The sequence below is a fragment of the Stenotrophomonas sp. YJH_SMC_17 genome (assembly GCF_059371655.1).
Genome location: NZ_JCAFUU010000004.1, coordinates 348,096 through 363,426 on the forward strand (window position 1 = coordinate 348,096; position 15,331 = coordinate 363,426).

Below are 15,331 nucleotides of genomic sequence, written 5' to 3' on the forward strand. Positions count from 1 at the left end.
ACCAGCCGTAACAGGAAAGGATGAGCGGACGCGTCTGCGCGCCCTGCCCGGCATCCGTCCCGTTCAGGACCGGATGCCACCCTCAAATGATAACGGCTCGTATTTGCATTTGATACCCATTCTCTTGAATGGGCGTGCAACAGTGGGTTCAGCGCATTGCACGCAGGCCGAGCAGACCGCGACGCTTGAACCACCATTCCAGCGGCAGCGTCACCAGCGGCGGGATAGCCGCCAGCAGGGCCAGGGCGCTGGCCCACCACGGCCAGCGCAGGCGCACCGCTGCGAACAGAGTGACCGCCACGTATACCAGGAAGGCCACGCCGTGCAGAGGCCCGAACAGCTTCACCAACGCCACGTTGGCCATGGGGCCGTATTTCATCCACATGCCGATGAGCAGGCCGGCCCAGGTCACGGCCTCGATGAAAGCGACCGCCGCGAACAGGCGTCCGGTCGGGTGCATGGGGGAACGTTGGGTCACGCAGGGCTCCGGCGTCGGGATGTCAAATGCGAATGATACGCAGATGCACACCGGAACAGGAACGTTGTGTCCACCAAGGTAAACATCTACCGAAGCACATCCGGCAGAACGTGCTCTCCAATCTCGCGCAGCACCGCGCCCATCGGCCGCCCGTTGTCGACCAGGTTGAACATCACGTGCGCCACCCCTTGCCCATGTACGCGCAGCAGGTAGTCGCGCAGGCCATCGCGGCCAACCTTCAGCCCCAGCGGCAACGGCTCGGGGGGCGCCTGCGGATCGGCCTGCAGATCCAGCAGCATCGACTGCACGAACGGCTTGACCGGTCCCCCCTGCTGCGCCTGCGCCTGTTGCCACAGGCCGATGCGTCCCTCCTGCGCGGTCTCTTCGCGGTGATAGGTGGCCCAGCCTTCGGCCTCGCGCGCGATCCACTGAAGGCTCTGTCGCGCGGTACCCACCACCAGCATCGGAATGCGCGTGGTGGGCGCTGGCAGTACATCGAAGCCACCCGTGGCCTGCCGCACCGAAGCCCGTTTCTCCGCATCGGGGGACAGCGCGGCACGCAACAGCGACCAACGCTCACGGAACGTCGCCGCCCTGCCCTCCAGGTCTTCGCCGAATGCCGCGAACTCTTCCGGCCGATCGCCCGACCCCAGGCCCAGCACAAAGCGCCCGTCGCTGATCCGGTCCAGGCTCAACGCCGACTTCGCCACCTGCAGCGGCTGCCGCAATGGAAGCACAATGGCGGCACTGCCAACGGCGATGCGGTCGGTTGCGGCAGCCAGCATGCCCAGCCACAGGAACGGGTCATCCAGCGCGCTGGCTGTCGCATCTGGTCCCTGCGGCACCATCAACGGCACGTCGCGCGTCCACAGCGCGGCAAAGCCGAGGTCATCGGCCAGCCGCGCAATGCGCCTCGCTTCACCCAGGTCGGCCAGCCCGTGCGCTGCCACCGGCGTCATCAGGCCCAGGCTAAGGCCCCGTTGCGGAAACAAGGCAGCGTAAGCAGGATTGAAATCACTCATGCGCGCAGCTTAGCGTGCAGGCATGGGGCAACGATGACGCGCCGCCCACCACCGGAAGAACACTGCATGCCGAGGATCCGCCCTGCCCACGCCGATGACCTGCCCGCTATCAGCGCGGTGTGCCTGGCCGCCTTCAACGCGGCGGTGTCACCCTCGCTCAGTGCAACCGGCGTTGCCACCTTCGGCAGTGTGGCTGCGGCAGATGCCTTCGGCGCGCGCCTGCTGGGTGACAACCACATCCTGGTGGCCGAGCACGAAAACCGCATCGTCGGCGTGGTCGAACTGAAGGAAGGGCGGCACCTGGCCATGCTGTTCGTCGATCCTGGCTGCCAGGGCCAGGGCATCGGCCATGCCCTGTTCCAGGCCGTGCTGCCGCAGTTGCGCACGCCGACGATGAGCGTGCGCGCGTCATTGAATGCCGTAGCCACCTACCAGCGCTACGGCTTCGTACTGGACGGCGAGGTCGGCGAGTTCAACGGCCTGCTGTACCAGCCCCTCCGCTACGCCGCGCCCTAGCGGCGGCGGCGATCAGACAAACATTCCACCGGAGGCTTCCACGCGCTGGCCATTGACCCAGCCCGTGGACGGCGACAGCAGCGCCACCACCACCGGGCCGATGTCATCGGGCCGGCCGGCACGACCCAGCGCGGTGATCGACGACACCATCGCATTGACCTGCGCATCGTCACGCACGCGACCACCGCCGAAGTCGGTCTCGATGGCGCCCGGTGCCAGCGTGTTGGCGCTGATGCCACGTGCCCCCAGCTCCCTGGCCAGGTAACGGGTGAACACTTCAATGCCACCTTTCATCATCGCGTAGGCCGAACTGCCTGGCAGCGAGAAGCGCGCCAGCCCGCTGGACACATTGAGGATACGGCCACCGTCGGCAACCAGCGGCAGCAGGGCCTGGGTCAGGAAGTACGGCCCCTTCAGATGCACGGCCACGGCGTGATCGAACTGCGCCTCCGTGGTGTCGGCAATGAGTGCGTACAGGCCTTCGCCGGCATTGTTCATCAGGCCCTGCAGCGTGTCGGCACCCCACGCCTGCAGCGCGTCGCGCAAGCGCTGGGCAAATTCCGGAAAGGCCGCGCTGTCGGCCACGTCCAGCGGCAGCGCCTGCGCGCGACGGCCCAGCGCCTGCACCTGCTGCACCACCTCGGCGGCCGCCTCGGCCTGGGCGCGGTAAGTGATCACGATATCGGCGCCGTCGGCGGCCAGCGCGAGGGCGGCATTGCGGCCGAGGCCGCGGCTGCCGCCAGTGATGAGGACGACACGAGAGGAAGCAGTCATGGCCACGCACCTGGAAAGGAGAAGGTGCGGCCAGACTATTGGGATTGCCGCCGCGCATGAATCGCGCGATGCTGATTTTACTGTTCAATCCAAGCGAACAATCCATGGATCGCCTCGACACCCTGCGTGTCTTCCTGCGTGTTGCCGAGCTGGGCTCGTTCACCCGCGCGGCAGACAACCTGGGCCTGCCCAAGGCCAGCGTGTCGCAGGCCATTGCGCGCCTGGAGGGCGAGCTGGGCACGCAGCTGCTGCACCGGACCACCCGCCGTGTCCACCTCACCGCCGACGGCACCCAGCTGCAGCAGCGCGCACACGACCTGCTGGACGACATGGACGCGCTGCAGAACCTGTTCCGCCACCAGCCCAGCGAACTGAGCGGCCGGCTGCGGGTGGACATGCCCGGTGGCATGGCCCGCAACGTGGTGATTCCGCAGCTGCCGGCCTTCCTCGCCCTGCATCCTGGCCTGGAAGTGGAACTGAGCGCGACCGACCGCCGCGTCGACCTGGTACGCGAAGGATTCGACTGCGTGCTGCGGGTGGGAACGCTGGACGACAGCAGCCTGGTCGCCCGTCCGCTCGGGCAGATGCGCATCGTCAACGTGGCCAGCCCCGGCTACCTGGCTGCGCGCGGAGTGCCGCAGGTCCTTGCGGACCTCGACCACCACGACCTTGTTCACTACGTCGGCACGCTGGGCCAGCGCTCGCCCGGTTTCGAGTACTTCGACGGCCTGCACTACCAGAGCTGGCCGATGCGCGGCGCGCTGACCGTCAACAGCGCCGATGGCTACAGTGCCGCGGCGCTGGCTGGGCTGGGCATCATCCAGGTGCCGGAACTGGGCGCCCGCGAAGCGCTGCGCACCGGCAGCCTGGTGGAGGTGCTGCCCGACTGCGTGGCAGAACCGATGCCGGTCAATCTGGTCTATGCGCAGCGCCGCCACCTGCCACGCCGGGTCGAAGCCTTCATGACCTGGTTGGCCGGATTGCTGGCGGCAGAGATGGAGCGCCTGGACTGAGCGCCGCGCGGGGCGCACATGCCGCGCTTCATCCCGCTCATGAGCAAACTGAATCAGCGATGGGGGCCGGTCTTCCTACAATGCCGGCTTACCCTGCCTCTTCGAGATGCTGCCGATGCGCGCTGCCCTCCCCCTGTTGCTGCTGGCCACCGCGCTGAGCGCCTGTTCCCCGGCCCAGGCGCCTCTGGCTGCGGCGAAGGCTGCCGAAGCTGCACCTGCCAAGGCCATCGCCTGGCGCCAGGGCGACGTCGATGATGCCTTCGCCGAAGCCGCCGACAGCGGCAAGCCGGTGCTGCTGTACTGGGGCGCCGTCTGGTGCCCGCCGTGCAACCAGCTCAAGGCGGGCCTGTTCAAGGACCCGGCCTTCATCGCGCTGACCGGCAAGTTCGTGCCGGTTTACCTGGATGGCGACGAGGAAGGTGCGCAGGCCTGGGGCGAGCGCTTCGGGGTACGCGGCTATCCGACCCTGATCGTGCTGGACCCACAGCGCAATGAACTGACCCGCGCGGCCGGTGGCAACGACGCTGCCGAATTGACCCGAGCGCTGACCGTCGCCGCCGGGCGCCGCAGCGCAATCGCCGCCACCCTGGCGACCGCCCTGGCCACGCCGGACAGACTGGCCGCCGAAGACTGGCAGGTGCTGTGTGACTACGGCTGGGAAGTCGACGCCAACCGCCTGGCCGGCGATCGCAAGAGCCAGGATGTGTTGCGCCAGCTGTCCAGGTCGGCACCGGATGCCGCCCAGCAGCGCCGCTTCGCGCTGCTGGCATTGGCCACAGCCGACAAGCCTGCCAGCTCACCCACCGAGGTGCGCGAGCTGCTGCAGGCCGTGCTGGCGCAGCCCGCCGAAGTGCGCCGCAACCGTGAGTTGCTGGGCTATGCAGGCGCGCAGCTGGTCAAGCAGGCCAGTGCTGGGCCGGCGACCAGCAACACGCTGGGACAGCAACTGCTGGTCGCGCTGGAGCGCGCAGATGCAGAGCGCGGCGACCGCGCCGACGACGCATTGTCGCGTGCGCTGACCGAAGTATCGCTTGGCCGCCAGCAGCAGCCGGAGGGCGCATTGCCCGTCGCACTGGTCGATCGGGTGAAGCAGCGCGTGGCTGCTGCCGATGCCGCTGCCACCGATGCGCATGCGCGCCAGGCCACGATCAGCAGCGCGGTCCATGCACTGCGGCAGGTCGGTGACGACGCGGGCGCCGAGTCGCTGTTGCTGGCGGAGCTGAAGCGCAGCGAGCAGCCGTACTACTACATGCCCGAATTGGCTGAACTGGCCGAGCAGCGCGGCGACACCGCCGGTGCGCTGGAGTGGTTGAAGCGTGCCTACGATGGCGCGCAGGGCCCGGCCACCCGCGTGCAGTGGGGCGTGCTGTATGTGGAAGGCCTGCTGAAGCTGGCACCGGACGATGCACCACGCATCGAGCAGGCCACCGCCTCGCTGATCGCCGAACTGGAGGCGCAGCCGTCGGGCTACCACCAGCGCACCCGCCAGCGCTTCGAGCGCCTGGCCGGGCAGCTGAAGACGTGGAGTGGAAAGCACCAGGGCGCGGAAACGCTGGCGCGGTTGCAGCAGCGGATGCAGCAGGCCTGCGGTGACCAGGTGGATGGTGCCTGCAAGGATTGGTTGAGTTGATGAAGGCTCGGGTTCTGGTAGTGACGGCCGCTGGCCGGCACTACCATTCCGCTTTTGCTTTTGCTTTTGCTTTTGCTCCTGCTCTTGCCTTTGACTCCGTCTCCGCGCCGGCGCAGGGACCTATCCAGCGTGGGTGGGTGTGCGTAGCCGGGACCGTTGGCGCCATGGATGGCGCCATCGAGCCCCCATGGATGGGTTCACGGCGTGTCCCGGCTACGCACATCCGCCCGCGCCCTCGCTGAACAGTCAAAGCGCCGGGATCGCACGCCTTCCATCCATGACCCTTGACCTCAACCAATGTTGAGGTGCGATAACGATCTCCCCACTGCCAGCCTCTCTGGCCTTCCCCACGGAGATTGCTTCGATGTCGTACTCGCTTCCCCCCCTCTCCTACGCCTACCACGCCCTCGAGCCGCATTTCGATGCGCGCACGATGGAGATCCACCACAGCAAGCACCACCAGACCTACGTCAACAACCTCAATGCGGCCCTCGAGCAGGCTGGCCTGGCCGTACAACCGGTCGAGGCGCTGATTGCCAACCTTGATGCCGTGCCCGGGCCGCAGCGCAGCGCGATCCGCAACAACGGCGGCGGCCACGCCAACCACAGCCTGTTCTGGACCGTGCTCAGCGCCAGCGGTGGCGTACCCGATGATGAACTGGCAGCGGCCATCGACCGCGACCTCGGCGGTTTCGATGCCTTCAAGGACGCCTTCACCAAGGCCGCGCAGACCCGGTTCGGCAGCGGCTGGGCCTGGCTGACCAGCGATCGCGATGGCCGACTGAAAGTGGAAAGCAGCGCCAACCAGGACAGCCCGCTGATGGGTGCAACCGTTGGCCTGTCCGGCAACACCCCGATCCTCGCACTGGATGTCTGGGAACACGCCTACTACCTGCACTACCAGAACCGCCGCCCGGACTACATCGGTGCATTCTTCAACATCATCAACTGGGCCGAGGTCGGCCGGCGCTACCGCCAGGCCCGGGCCTCATGAGCGGCGAGACATTGCCGTACGCCGGGCCGTGGGCGGGGGTGTTCCCCGCCCCGGCCCCGGTGCCGTCGGTCGAGATGCCGCCGCGTGCACTGCGGCGGCTGCTCGGTCACTTCCCCACCGGCGTGGCCATCGTCTGCGCGCGCGATGCGCAGGGCAATCCCATCGGCCTGACCATCAATTCGTTCGTGCCTGTGTCATTGCAGCCGCCACTGGTGCTGTGGAACCTGGCGTTGCACGCGCAGAGCCTGTCCACCTTCCAGCGCGCCACCCGCTTTGCAATCAGCGTGCTGGCAGCCAACCAGGAAGCGCTGGCCCGGCGCTTCGCCGATCCACAGGTGCGCAACCGCTTCGACGGCCTGGCATTGATGGATGATGACCAGAGCACCCCACCCCGCATCGCCGGTGCGGTCGCCCATCTCACCTGTACCCGCCACGCGATGTGGCCAGTGGGCGATCACCTGCTGCTGGCCGGACGCATCATCGAGGTGCACGAGAACGGCGGCGCGCCGCTGCTGTTCCATCGCGGCCGCTTCCAGCCCGGCCCCACCGAACTGCTGGTGGAGGTGCGCGGATGAACATCGAAGCCCTGGAACGCATGCTTGCCAAGGGCAGGGACGGCGCACTGCTGCGCTTCGGCCTGGGCAAGGGCTGGCTGGACGCCGGCAACCCAGTCCGCGCAGCGACCCATCTGGGCCGTTGCGTGGTGCTTGATCCACAGTACTCGGCCGCCTGGAAGCTGCTGGGCAAAGCCTGGCTGGCCAGTGGCCAGCCGCAGGCGGCGCGCGAAGCATGGCAGCGCGGTTTGAGCGTGGCCGGTAGCAAGGGCGACCAGCAGGCGCGCAAGGAGATGCAGGTGTTCCTGCGACGCCTGGACCGCGAGCACGCGGACCTGGCGAAGGCGGGCTGAGTCGATCAGCCCGCGTTGGCCGATGCCGGTGCGGACATGATGTCCGACATCGGCAGGCGGCGCGGCTTGCTCGGGAACGCGTGGCGCAGGATGCGCCAGACCACCTGGCCGAACTGGCGCGGCAGCGAACCGTTGTTGTAGTGCTGGCCGTAACGGCGGCAGATGTCCTTCACTTCCTTGGCAATGGCCGCATACCGGTTGGCCGGCAGGTCCGGGTAGAAGTGGTGCTCGATCTGGTGGCTGAGGTTGCCCGACAGCACGTTGATCAGGAAGCCGCCGCTGATGTTGGACGAACCGCGCAGCTGGCGCAGGTACCAGTGGCCACGCGATTCATTGCGCAGGCACTCCTTCGGGAACGTTTCCGATTCGGCGGTGAAGTGGCCGCAGAAGATGATCACGTAGGTCCAGATGTTGCGCAGCCCATTGGCCACCATGTTGCCCAGCATCACGGTAAGGAAGAACGGGCCGGCCAGCAGCGGGAAGAACACGTAGTCCTTCAGCACCTGGCGGGCCATCTTGCGCGCCACGGGGCGGGTCTGCAGCCACATCGCACGGGCGCTGATGCGGCCCTTCAGCCAACGGCCCAGGCGCAGGTCCTGCGCGGCCACGCCCCACTGGAACAGCAGCGCGAAGATCGGCGCGATGATCGGCTGCAGCAGGTAGAACGGCTTCCAGCGCTGTTCCGGGAAGATGCGCAGCAGGCCGTAGCCGATGTCATCGTCCATGCCGCGCACGTTGGTGTAGGTGTGGTGGCGAAAATTGTGGGTTTTGCGCCAGTTGTCGGCGGTGGCCACGATGTCCCACTCGTAGGTGTTGCCATTGAGCTTGGGGTCGCCGGTCCAGTCGAACTGGCCGTGCATCACGTTGTGGCCCAGTTCCATGTTCTCCAGGATCTTCGACAGCGCCAGCAGCAGCGTGCCGGTGATGGCGGCCGGCCACAGCAGCGGCATCCAGAACAGCGGCGAGAACGCCGCCAGGAACAGCAGGCCACGGCCACCCACGCCGAACCAGCGCACGGCGGCGGCCACGCGGCGGATGTAACGGGTATCGGAGGCGCCAAGGCTGCCGATCACACGGTCGCGGATCGCGTCGAGTTCCTCGCCGAAGGCATGCATCTCGGCAGTACTCAGGGCACGGTCGGTAGCGCGGGTCATGGCAGGCGTCCTCAGAGATCCAGGGTCAGGTCGGTGGTCGGTGCGCTCACGCAGATCCGCACCGGCTGTGCCGATTCGGACTGCAGGTCGCCGGTGCGCAGGTGGCGGGTGGCGCCACTGACGCGATCACAGGTGCAGGTGTTGCAGATGCCCATGCGGCAACCGTGCTTGGGCTTGATGCCGTGCGCTTCCAGGCTTTCCAGCAGCGAGCGGCCACGTGGCACGCTCAGCTGGCGGCCACTGCGGGCCAGGGTCAGCGACACTTCGCCCTCACTGCGGGCATCACACAGCGGCGCAGGCGGTGTAAAGGCTTCGGCCTGGAAGCCGGCCACTTGGTGCGCCAGGCGTGTGCGGGCGGCGGCAACGAACCCATCCGGGCCGCAGGCCAGCACATGGCGCTGCGCCAGCGGCGTGTCATCGCCGGCCACCTGCAGATCGTGGGTATCGATGCGCGCGGCCGGCGCCACGCCCTCGCGCGTAGTCAGCAGGTGCACGCGCAGATTCGGCTGCGCAGCAGCCAGTGCCTGCAGTTCATCACGGAACTGCAGATGGGCAGCCGTGCGTTCCCAATAGAACAGGTCCACCGGCGCTGCCAGCGGGCGCTGGCAGGCTTCGCGCAACAGGCCACGCATCGGCGTGATGCCACTGCCGGCCGCCAGCAGCAGCACCGGCGCTGCGGCCGGCATATGGAACTCGCCGAAGGCGGCATCGAGGCGGAACAGTTCGCCCGGCCGCGCATGGTGGACAAGATGCTGGCTGACCCGGCCGCCGTCGACCGCCTTGACGGTAATGGCCAGCTCGCGCCGGCCCAGTGCGGTGGGGCTGTAGCTGCGCTGCCACAGGCGTCCTTCAATCTCCACGCCAAGGGTGACGTGCTGTCCGGCACGCATGCCGGCCCAGTGCCGGTTGGTGCGCAGGACCAGGGTCGCCGCGCCCTCGCCGGCCGGCTCGCGCCGGACCAGGCGGGCCACCGGCTCGCGCAGGGTCCACAGGGGATTGAGCTGGCCCGCCCAGAAATCGAACAGCGACGGCGAGACCCAGCGGTACGGAGAGAACAGGGACGGACGGACGACAGCGCTCATAAGTGAACTATACGGGCGCACATACACCTGTGTATACATGTGTATATTGAACCGGATTGGGTATGATTCAGCCTCGCCCCACCGGAACCCCCATGGCCGCCGCCACCGCCTTGTCGACGCCCGAAGATGCCAACAGCCCGGCCCGCCGTACGGTGAGCCGCGAGGATCTGTTGGCGGCCGCCCTGAAGCTGATCGGGCCGCACCGCAGCCTGTCCACGCTCAGCCTGCGCGAAGTCGCACGTGAGGCCGGCATCGCGCCGAACAGCTTCTACCGGCAGTTCCGCGACATGGACGAACTGGCTGTGGCGCTGATCGACGCGGCCGGCCGCTCGCTGCGCACGATCATCGGCGAAGCCCGCCAGCGCGCCACCTCCACCGCTACCAGCGTGGTGCGGGTCTCGGTGGAGACCTTCATGGAGCAGCTGCGCGCCGACGACAAGCTGCTGCACGTGCTGCTGCGCGAAGGCGCGGTCGGCTCGGACGACTTCAAGCACGCGGTCGAGCGCGAGCTGCACTACTTCGAAGAAGAGCTGCAGCACGACCTGGTGCGCCTGGCCGCCCTGGATGGCGCGGTGCTGCACGCACCGGAACTGGTGGCCAAGGCCATCACCCGGCTGGTGTTCGCGATGGGCGCCACCGCCATGGACCTGCCGCCGGAGAAGGATCCTGAACTGGTCGAACAGATTTCCACGATGATCCGCATGATCATCGTCGGCGCCCGTACCCCCGCCGCGTTCCGTCGCGGCTGACGATCGGCCCCGGGGGTCGGATCCCTTTCCAGAGGAAAGGGCTCTGATCCTGTCTCCCCTTCCCGCACGGCAATTCCATCCTCCGCGCATGACCACCGGCAGGGTTGTGGCGGTCTAATGTAATGTTATAACACTAGCATGATCTTGGCCGGCCAACGCCCCACCCGGAATTGCCGCAGCTTCGTGATATAGCTCTTGCTATCTTGATAAGCCATTGCTTTCATATGCGCCCGCCAAGTCACCCCCGCCTTCCCTCTCCAAGGAGGACGCCCCCCATGCCCGTTTCCCTTCTTCGCCGCGTGCCACTGGCAACCGCCATCGCGCTCACCCTGCCGCTGCCTGCACTGGCCGCCCCTCCGCAACCGACCGAACTGGACCGCGTGCAGGTCAAGGTCAGCACCGCCACCCGGAGCGAACGCCTGCTGTCGGACGTGCCGATCCGCACCGAAGTCCTGCGCAAGGAAGACATCGCGCTGCGCTCGGCCACCGACTTCTCGCGCGCCGCCGAGCTGATCAACGGCCTGCGCGTGGAGAGCAACTGCCAGAACTGCAACACCAGCGAAGTGCAGTTGCTGGGCCTGCCCGGCGCCTACAACCAGCTGTTGTTCGACGGCATCCCGCTGCTGTCCACGCTGGGCAGCGTCTATGGCCTGGAGCAGATTCCGGCCGGGTTCGTCGACCACATCGAAGTGGTCAAGGGCGGCGGCTCGGCGCTGTATGGCCCAGGTGCGGTGGCCGGGGTGATCAACCTTATCCCGCCGCTGCCTGCACGTAGCGGCGGCCACGTGCAGGCCGGCGTGGACGTGCTGGAGGGCACGCCGCAGAAGAACGCCGACGTGCGGCTGGACCTGGTGGCCAAGGACGCCGACGCCGGGCTTTCAGTGATTGTCCAGCGGAACTGGAACAGTGGCATCGACTACAACGGTGACGGCTACACCGAAATCACCCGCAAGAACCTCAAGGTAGGCGGGCTGCAGGCCTGGTATGCGCCCACGCCGGGCACGCGGCTGCGCCTGGACCTGCAGGTGACCGATGAAACCCGCCGCGGCGGCAACCGACTGGATCAGCCCGAATACCTGGCCAACATCGCCGAGTCGCTGGATACGAAATACCGCCGCGGCAGCGTGTCGTGGGACCAGGAAATCAATGCCGACGTCGATTTCCGCCTGGCCTACGCCTTCGCCGACATCGACCGCGACAGCTTCTACGGCGGCCTGGGCGACGTCGTCACCGATCCTTCAGCGCCCGGATACGACCCGTCGCAGCTGGACCACAACGTGGCTGGCAGCGCGGCCTCGCGTTCGTGGCGCCAGTACGGCCGCACCCACAACCCGCTGCACTACATCGACAGTCAGTTGAACTGGCGATTGGGTGCGCACGCGCTGGCCCTTGGTGTGCAGTACAAGCACGAGGCGCTGCGCGACGACAACCGCACCGGTGACGGGCAGCGCCTGGCGGTGCTGGAAGATGCAGCCTTCCACAACCTGGGCGCCTTCATCCAGGACGAGTGGAGCCTGCGCGACAACGTCGACCTGGTGCTGGGTGCACGCGTGGACAAGAGCTCCGAGCTGGACAACGCGGTATTCTCGCCACGCATCGCGCTGGCCTGGCAGGCCACGCCGAACTTCAAATGGCGGGCCGGCATCGCCACCGGCTTCCGTGCCCCGGAGATCTTCGTCGAAGACGTGCATGTCGATACGCTGGGGGGTGAACAGGTGCGCGTGCGCAACACCGACGGCCTCAAGGAAGAGCGGGCGTTGACCACCCTGTTCGGCTTCGACTGGCGATCGGACCCGGCCAATCCGGTGTGGAGCTGGGATGCCACCGCCTCCTATGCACGCATCCGCGACACCTTCGCACTGGGCGAGATCCAGCGCGGTGACGATGGCCAACTGAGCCAACTGCGCTACAACGCTTCCGGCTCCAACGTACTGGGCGCGGAAACCAATCTCGGCTGGCAGCCGTCGCCGCAGTGGCGCCTGACGGCCGGTGCTTCGTGGTACCGCTCGCGCTTCCGCGAACCGCAGCGCATCTTCGACGACACCGGCGACGGTGGCGACACCCTCATCGAAAGCCGCAACTACCTGAAGACCCCGCGCTGGACTGGCCTGGCGCAGCTCAGCTGGATGCCCGCCGAGCCGTGGGAAACCTTCGTGGCGTTACGCCACACCGGGCCGATGTCGGTGCTGAACAACCGGCTGGGCGAGCTGCATCGCACGCGTGCGTTCCTGGTCACTGATCTGGGCGCACGCTGGCACCACCACCTCGGTGCGCAGGCGCAGCAGGAAGTGTCGGTGGCCGCCGGCGTCAAGAACGTGTTCGACCAGCGCCAGAAGGATCTGGAAGTGGGTGCGCTGCGCGACAGCGACTATGTCTACGGCCCGCGTTTCGCGCGTTCGTGGTACGTCAACCTGCGCTATGCGTTCTGAGCAGATGCGGACGCTATTGCTGGTGGGTGCCCTGCTGCTGGGCCCACCGGCAATGGCCACGGACCTGCACGCGCAGGTCTCGGCCTCGTTGATGAGGCCGGAACAGCGGTCGCTGCGGCCCATGCAATGGTCGCCGCCGCCGAAGCTGGTGGCGCTGTACTTCGGCGCCGACTGGTGTGCGCCGTGCCATGCCTTCGTACCCACGCTGCGCAGTGTGCGCGACGCGTTGCGCGGGGCCGGCGCCGATACCGAAGTGGTGTACGTCAGCCTGGATGAGAGCAAGAGCGCGCTGCGGCGCTACATGCACGCGCAGGAGATGCCTTGGCCGGTACTGGACCCGCGCCGCGCCGCGCGCATGCCGGCACTGCAGGCATTGGCCGGATTGGCACCACCCAACCTGGTGCTGATCGATGCCGACGGCACGGTGCTGGCCAATGGCTGGCATGGACGTCGCTACGACGGTCTGCAGCCGGTGCTCAAGGAATGGACGAAACGGGCCTGCGCGCAGGAACAGGCCCACTGCCCGCCCGGATTGTAGAGTCGAGCCATGCTCGACTCATTGCGCACCGCGCGAACGGCAGCCGAGCATGGCTCGGCTCTACAGAACACCTGATTCCGCCGCCACTCGGATTCCCGCCGGGTATGCCCCGGCACTAGCGCGCCGCTCAACCGCCCTCGGCCTTGCGCACGAATGCCTCGAAGAGAGCCAGCGTCTGCTCGCTGACATGGTGCTCGATGCCCTCGGCATCACGCCGCGCGGTATCTGCGTCCACGCCCAGCGCCAGCAGGAAACGCTCCACGGTCTGGTGGCGCTGGCGGCTGGCATGGGCCAGCGCCTCGCCTTCCGGGGTCAGGAACACGCCGCGGTACGGCCGCTGCACCACCCAACCATCGCGGGCCAACCGCCGCAGCATCTTTGCCACCGTAGGCTGAGCCACGCCCAGGCGGGTCGCGATATCGACCTGGCGGGCCTCGCCGCCGTCGGTCAGCAGGTCCGAGATCAGCTCGACATAGTCCTCCACCAGCTCCATCCGGTGCGCCTCGCGCACTTGCCGGAAGCTCTCGACCTGGCGCTCGGCCTCGATCAAGGGGGTGCCTTTCAGCGATGTCGAATCGTCGGTATTGCCCACGCCTGCGCCTGTCCTTCCGGTCTACTTTGGGTTTGAAACTGAATTCTGGACCAGTAACGCGATAAAGACGATTGTTTCACATTGCTAATTACTATAGCAGGAGCTATATTCGGACCCATGAACACCCTGGCGCCCCGCGACCCTTCGGCCCCCACCCCGGCCAGCCTGGGCGCGCTCAACGCCTCGGTCGCTGTGCCCGACAAGGGCCACTGGTGGTTCCGCCTGCTGGCCTTCCTCGGCCCGGGCTACATGATCTCGGTGGGCTACATGGACCCGGGCAACTGGGCCACCGACCTCGCCGGCGGATCGCGCTTCGGCTACCTGCTGCTGTCGGTCATCCTCATTTCCAACCTGATGGCGGTGATCCTGCAGGCGCTGTCGGCGCGGCTGGGCATCGCCACCGGCATGGACCTGGCCCAGGCCTGCCGCGCGCGCTACCCGAAGCCGGTGAACCTGGCACTGTGGGCGCTGTGCGAGGCGGCGATCATTGCCTGCGACCTGGCCGAAGTGATCGGCACCGCGATCGCGCTGAAGCTGCTGTTTGATCTGCCACTGCTGTGGGGTGCGGTGATCACCGCGCTGGACACGCTACTGGTGCTGCTGCTGATGAACCGCGGCTTCCGCGCACTGGAAGCCTTCGTGATCGCGCTGCTGATGGTGATCTTCGGCTGCTTCGTGGTGCAGATCGCCATGGCGGCGCCGCCGGTGATGGCAGTGCTCGGCGGCTTCATCCCGCGCGCGCAGGTGGTAACCGATCCGCACGCGCTGTACATCGCCATCGGCATCATTGGTGCCACGGTGATGCCGCACAATCTCTACCTGCATTCGTCCATCGTGCAGACCCGCGCCTACCCGCGCACGGATGAGGGCCGTAGCAGCGCCCTGCGCTGGGCAGTGACCGACAGCACCCTCGCGCTGACCCTGGCACTGTTCATCAACGCCAGCATCCTGATCCTGGCCGCAGCCGTGTTCCATGCCAATGGACGTTTCGATGTGGAAGACATCGAGCAGGCGCACCAGCTGCTGGCACCGATGCTGGGTGTGGGCGCGGCCGCAACACTGTTTGCCGTCGCCCTGCTTGCCTCGGGCCTGAATTCGACAGTGACCGCCACGCTGGCCGGCCAGATCGTGATGGAAGGCTTCCTGCACCTGCGCCTGCCGCCGTGGCTGCGGCGGTTGATCACACGCGCACTGGCGATCATTCCGGTGGTGGTGGTGATCCTGCTGTTCGGCGACCAGGGCGCGGTGAAGCTGCTGGTGCTGAGCCAGGTCGTGCTGTCGATGCAGCTGCCGTTCGCGATCATCCCGCTGGTGCGGATCGTGACCGACAAGGTGACGATGGGTGCGCTGGTGGCGCCGCGCTGGCTGGGCGCGATCGCCTGGGTGATCGCGCTGGTGATCGTGGTGTTGAACGTGAAGCTGCTGGTGGATACCTTCGCCGGCGCGTAATTCG

16 protein-coding genes are annotated in these 15,331 nt (G+C 67.2%); 10 read left to right on the plus strand and 6 right to left on the minus strand.

The genetic code is table 11. From position 1 onward, the window contains the following. Positions 1-148 precede the first annotated feature (148 nt). Together AC5P8Z_RS14280 and AC5P8Z_RS14285 are read right to left on the minus strand one after the other, a co-directional pair. The gene (locus AC5P8Z_RS14280; protein ID WP_032129991.1) at positions 149-460 is read right to left on the minus strand and encodes a DUF3817 domain-containing protein; all 312 of its coding nucleotides are present in this window, start codon (positions 458-460) and stop codon (positions 149-151) included. Positions 461-564: 104 nt separating this feature from the next. Further along, positions 565-1,500, minus strand: coding sequence for a TIGR03571 family LLM class oxidoreductase (locus tag AC5P8Z_RS14285; protein WP_495229341.1), 936 nt, complete (start codon positions 1,498-1,500; stop codon positions 565-567). 66 nt (positions 1,501-1,566) lie between these two features. Here AC5P8Z_RS14285 and AC5P8Z_RS14290 point away from each other — a divergent pair, with 66 nt between their 5' ends. Further along, positions 1,567-2,016 (plus strand): GNAT family N-acetyltransferase, encoded by a 450-nt coding sequence (locus AC5P8Z_RS14290; RefSeq protein ID WP_495229342.1) that lies wholly within the window; start codon positions 1,567-1,569, stop codon positions 2,014-2,016. Between the two features lie 12 nt (positions 2,017-2,028). Here AC5P8Z_RS14290 and AC5P8Z_RS14295 read toward each other — a convergent pair whose 3' ends face one another. Beyond that, positions 2,029-2,790: an SDR family NAD(P)-dependent oxidoreductase gene (locus AC5P8Z_RS14295; protein ID WP_495229343.1), complete on the minus strand. Its 762-nt coding sequence runs from the start codon at positions 2,788-2,790 to the stop codon at positions 2,029-2,031. Between the two features lie 38 nt (positions 2,791-2,828). Here AC5P8Z_RS14295 and AC5P8Z_RS14300 point away from each other — a divergent pair, with 38 nt between their 5' ends. The 5 genes from AC5P8Z_RS14300 to AC5P8Z_RS14320 all read left to right on the plus strand — a co-directional run bounded on the left by AC5P8Z_RS14300 (position 2,829) and on the right by AC5P8Z_RS14320 (position 7,334). Beyond that, complete coding sequence (locus AC5P8Z_RS14300; RefSeq protein ID WP_495229344.1) at positions 2,829-3,803, plus strand: LysR family transcriptional regulator; 975 nt, start codon at positions 2,829-2,831, stop codon at positions 3,801-3,803. A 106-nt stretch (positions 3,804-3,909) separates the two neighbouring features. After that, a complete protein-coding gene (locus AC5P8Z_RS14305) occupies positions 3,910-5,433 on the plus strand; it encodes a thioredoxin family protein (protein WP_495229345.1) in 1,524 nt (507 codons plus the stop codon). A gap of 364 nt (positions 5,434-5,797) precedes the next feature. Continuing rightward, positions 5,798-6,427, plus strand: a complete 630-nt coding sequence (locus tag AC5P8Z_RS14310; protein ID WP_495229346.1) for a superoxide dismutase — start codon at positions 5,798-5,800, stop codon at positions 6,425-6,427. Beyond that, the gene (locus AC5P8Z_RS14315) at positions 6,424-7,002 is read left to right on the plus strand and encodes a flavin reductase family protein (RefSeq protein WP_495229347.1); all 579 of its coding nucleotides are present in this window, start codon (positions 6,424-6,426) and stop codon (positions 7,000-7,002) included. Before AC5P8Z_RS14310 ends, AC5P8Z_RS14315 begins: the two co-directional genes overlap by 4 nt. Next, positions 6,999-7,334, plus strand: a complete 336-nt coding sequence (locus AC5P8Z_RS14320) for a tetratricopeptide repeat protein (RefSeq protein ID WP_286068629.1) — start codon at positions 6,999-7,001, stop codon at positions 7,332-7,334. Before AC5P8Z_RS14315 ends, AC5P8Z_RS14320 begins: the two co-directional genes overlap by 4 nt. 5 nt (positions 7,335-7,339) lie before the next feature. On the opposite strand, the gene AC5P8Z_RS14325 is transcribed toward AC5P8Z_RS14320, so the two are convergent. Next, positions 7,340-8,488, minus strand: a complete 1,149-nt coding sequence (locus AC5P8Z_RS14325) for a fatty acid desaturase family protein (protein WP_286068630.1) — start codon at positions 8,486-8,488, stop codon at positions 7,340-7,342. A gap of 11 nt (positions 8,489-8,499) precedes the next feature. Then, a complete protein-coding gene (locus tag AC5P8Z_RS14330; RefSeq protein ID WP_495229348.1) occupies positions 8,500-9,570 on the minus strand; it encodes a ferredoxin reductase in 1,071 nt (356 codons plus the stop codon). Between the two features lie 92 nt (positions 9,571-9,662). Here AC5P8Z_RS14330 and fabR point away from each other — a divergent pair, with 92 nt between their 5' ends. From fabR to AC5P8Z_RS14345, 3 genes are all read left to right on the plus strand, one after another. After that, a complete protein-coding gene (gene fabR, locus AC5P8Z_RS14335) occupies positions 9,663-10,319 on the plus strand; it encodes an HTH-type transcriptional repressor FabR (protein ID WP_005409961.1) in 657 nt (218 codons plus the stop codon). A 275-nt stretch (positions 10,320-10,594) separates the two neighbouring features. Further along, positions 10,595-12,748 carry a TonB-dependent receptor plug domain-containing protein gene (locus tag AC5P8Z_RS14340; protein WP_495229349.1) on the plus strand — a complete coding sequence of 718 codons (2,154 nt, stop codon included), beginning with the start codon at positions 10,595-10,597 and terminating at the stop codon, positions 12,746-12,748. Continuing rightward, positions 12,738-13,286 (plus strand): thioredoxin-like domain-containing protein, encoded by a 549-nt coding sequence (locus tag AC5P8Z_RS14345; protein ID WP_286068634.1) that lies wholly within the window; start codon positions 12,738-12,740, stop codon positions 13,284-13,286. The genes AC5P8Z_RS14340 and AC5P8Z_RS14345 overlap by 11 nt, the downstream gene beginning before the upstream one ends. 127 nt (positions 13,287-13,413) lie before the next feature. Here the strand turns inward: AC5P8Z_RS14345 and mntR are convergent, their stop codons facing one another. Then, positions 13,414-13,878: a manganese-binding transcriptional regulator MntR gene (gene mntR, locus AC5P8Z_RS14350; protein WP_286068635.1), complete on the minus strand. Its 465-nt coding sequence runs from the start codon at positions 13,876-13,878 to the stop codon at positions 13,414-13,416. A gap of 117 nt (positions 13,879-13,995) precedes the next feature. Here mntR and AC5P8Z_RS14355 point away from each other — a divergent pair, with 117 nt between their 5' ends. Next, positions 13,996-15,327: an Nramp family divalent metal transporter gene (locus AC5P8Z_RS14355; protein WP_286068636.1), complete on the plus strand. Its 1,332-nt coding sequence runs from the start codon at positions 13,996-13,998 to the stop codon at positions 15,325-15,327. Positions 15,328-15,331 lie beyond the last annotated feature (4 nt).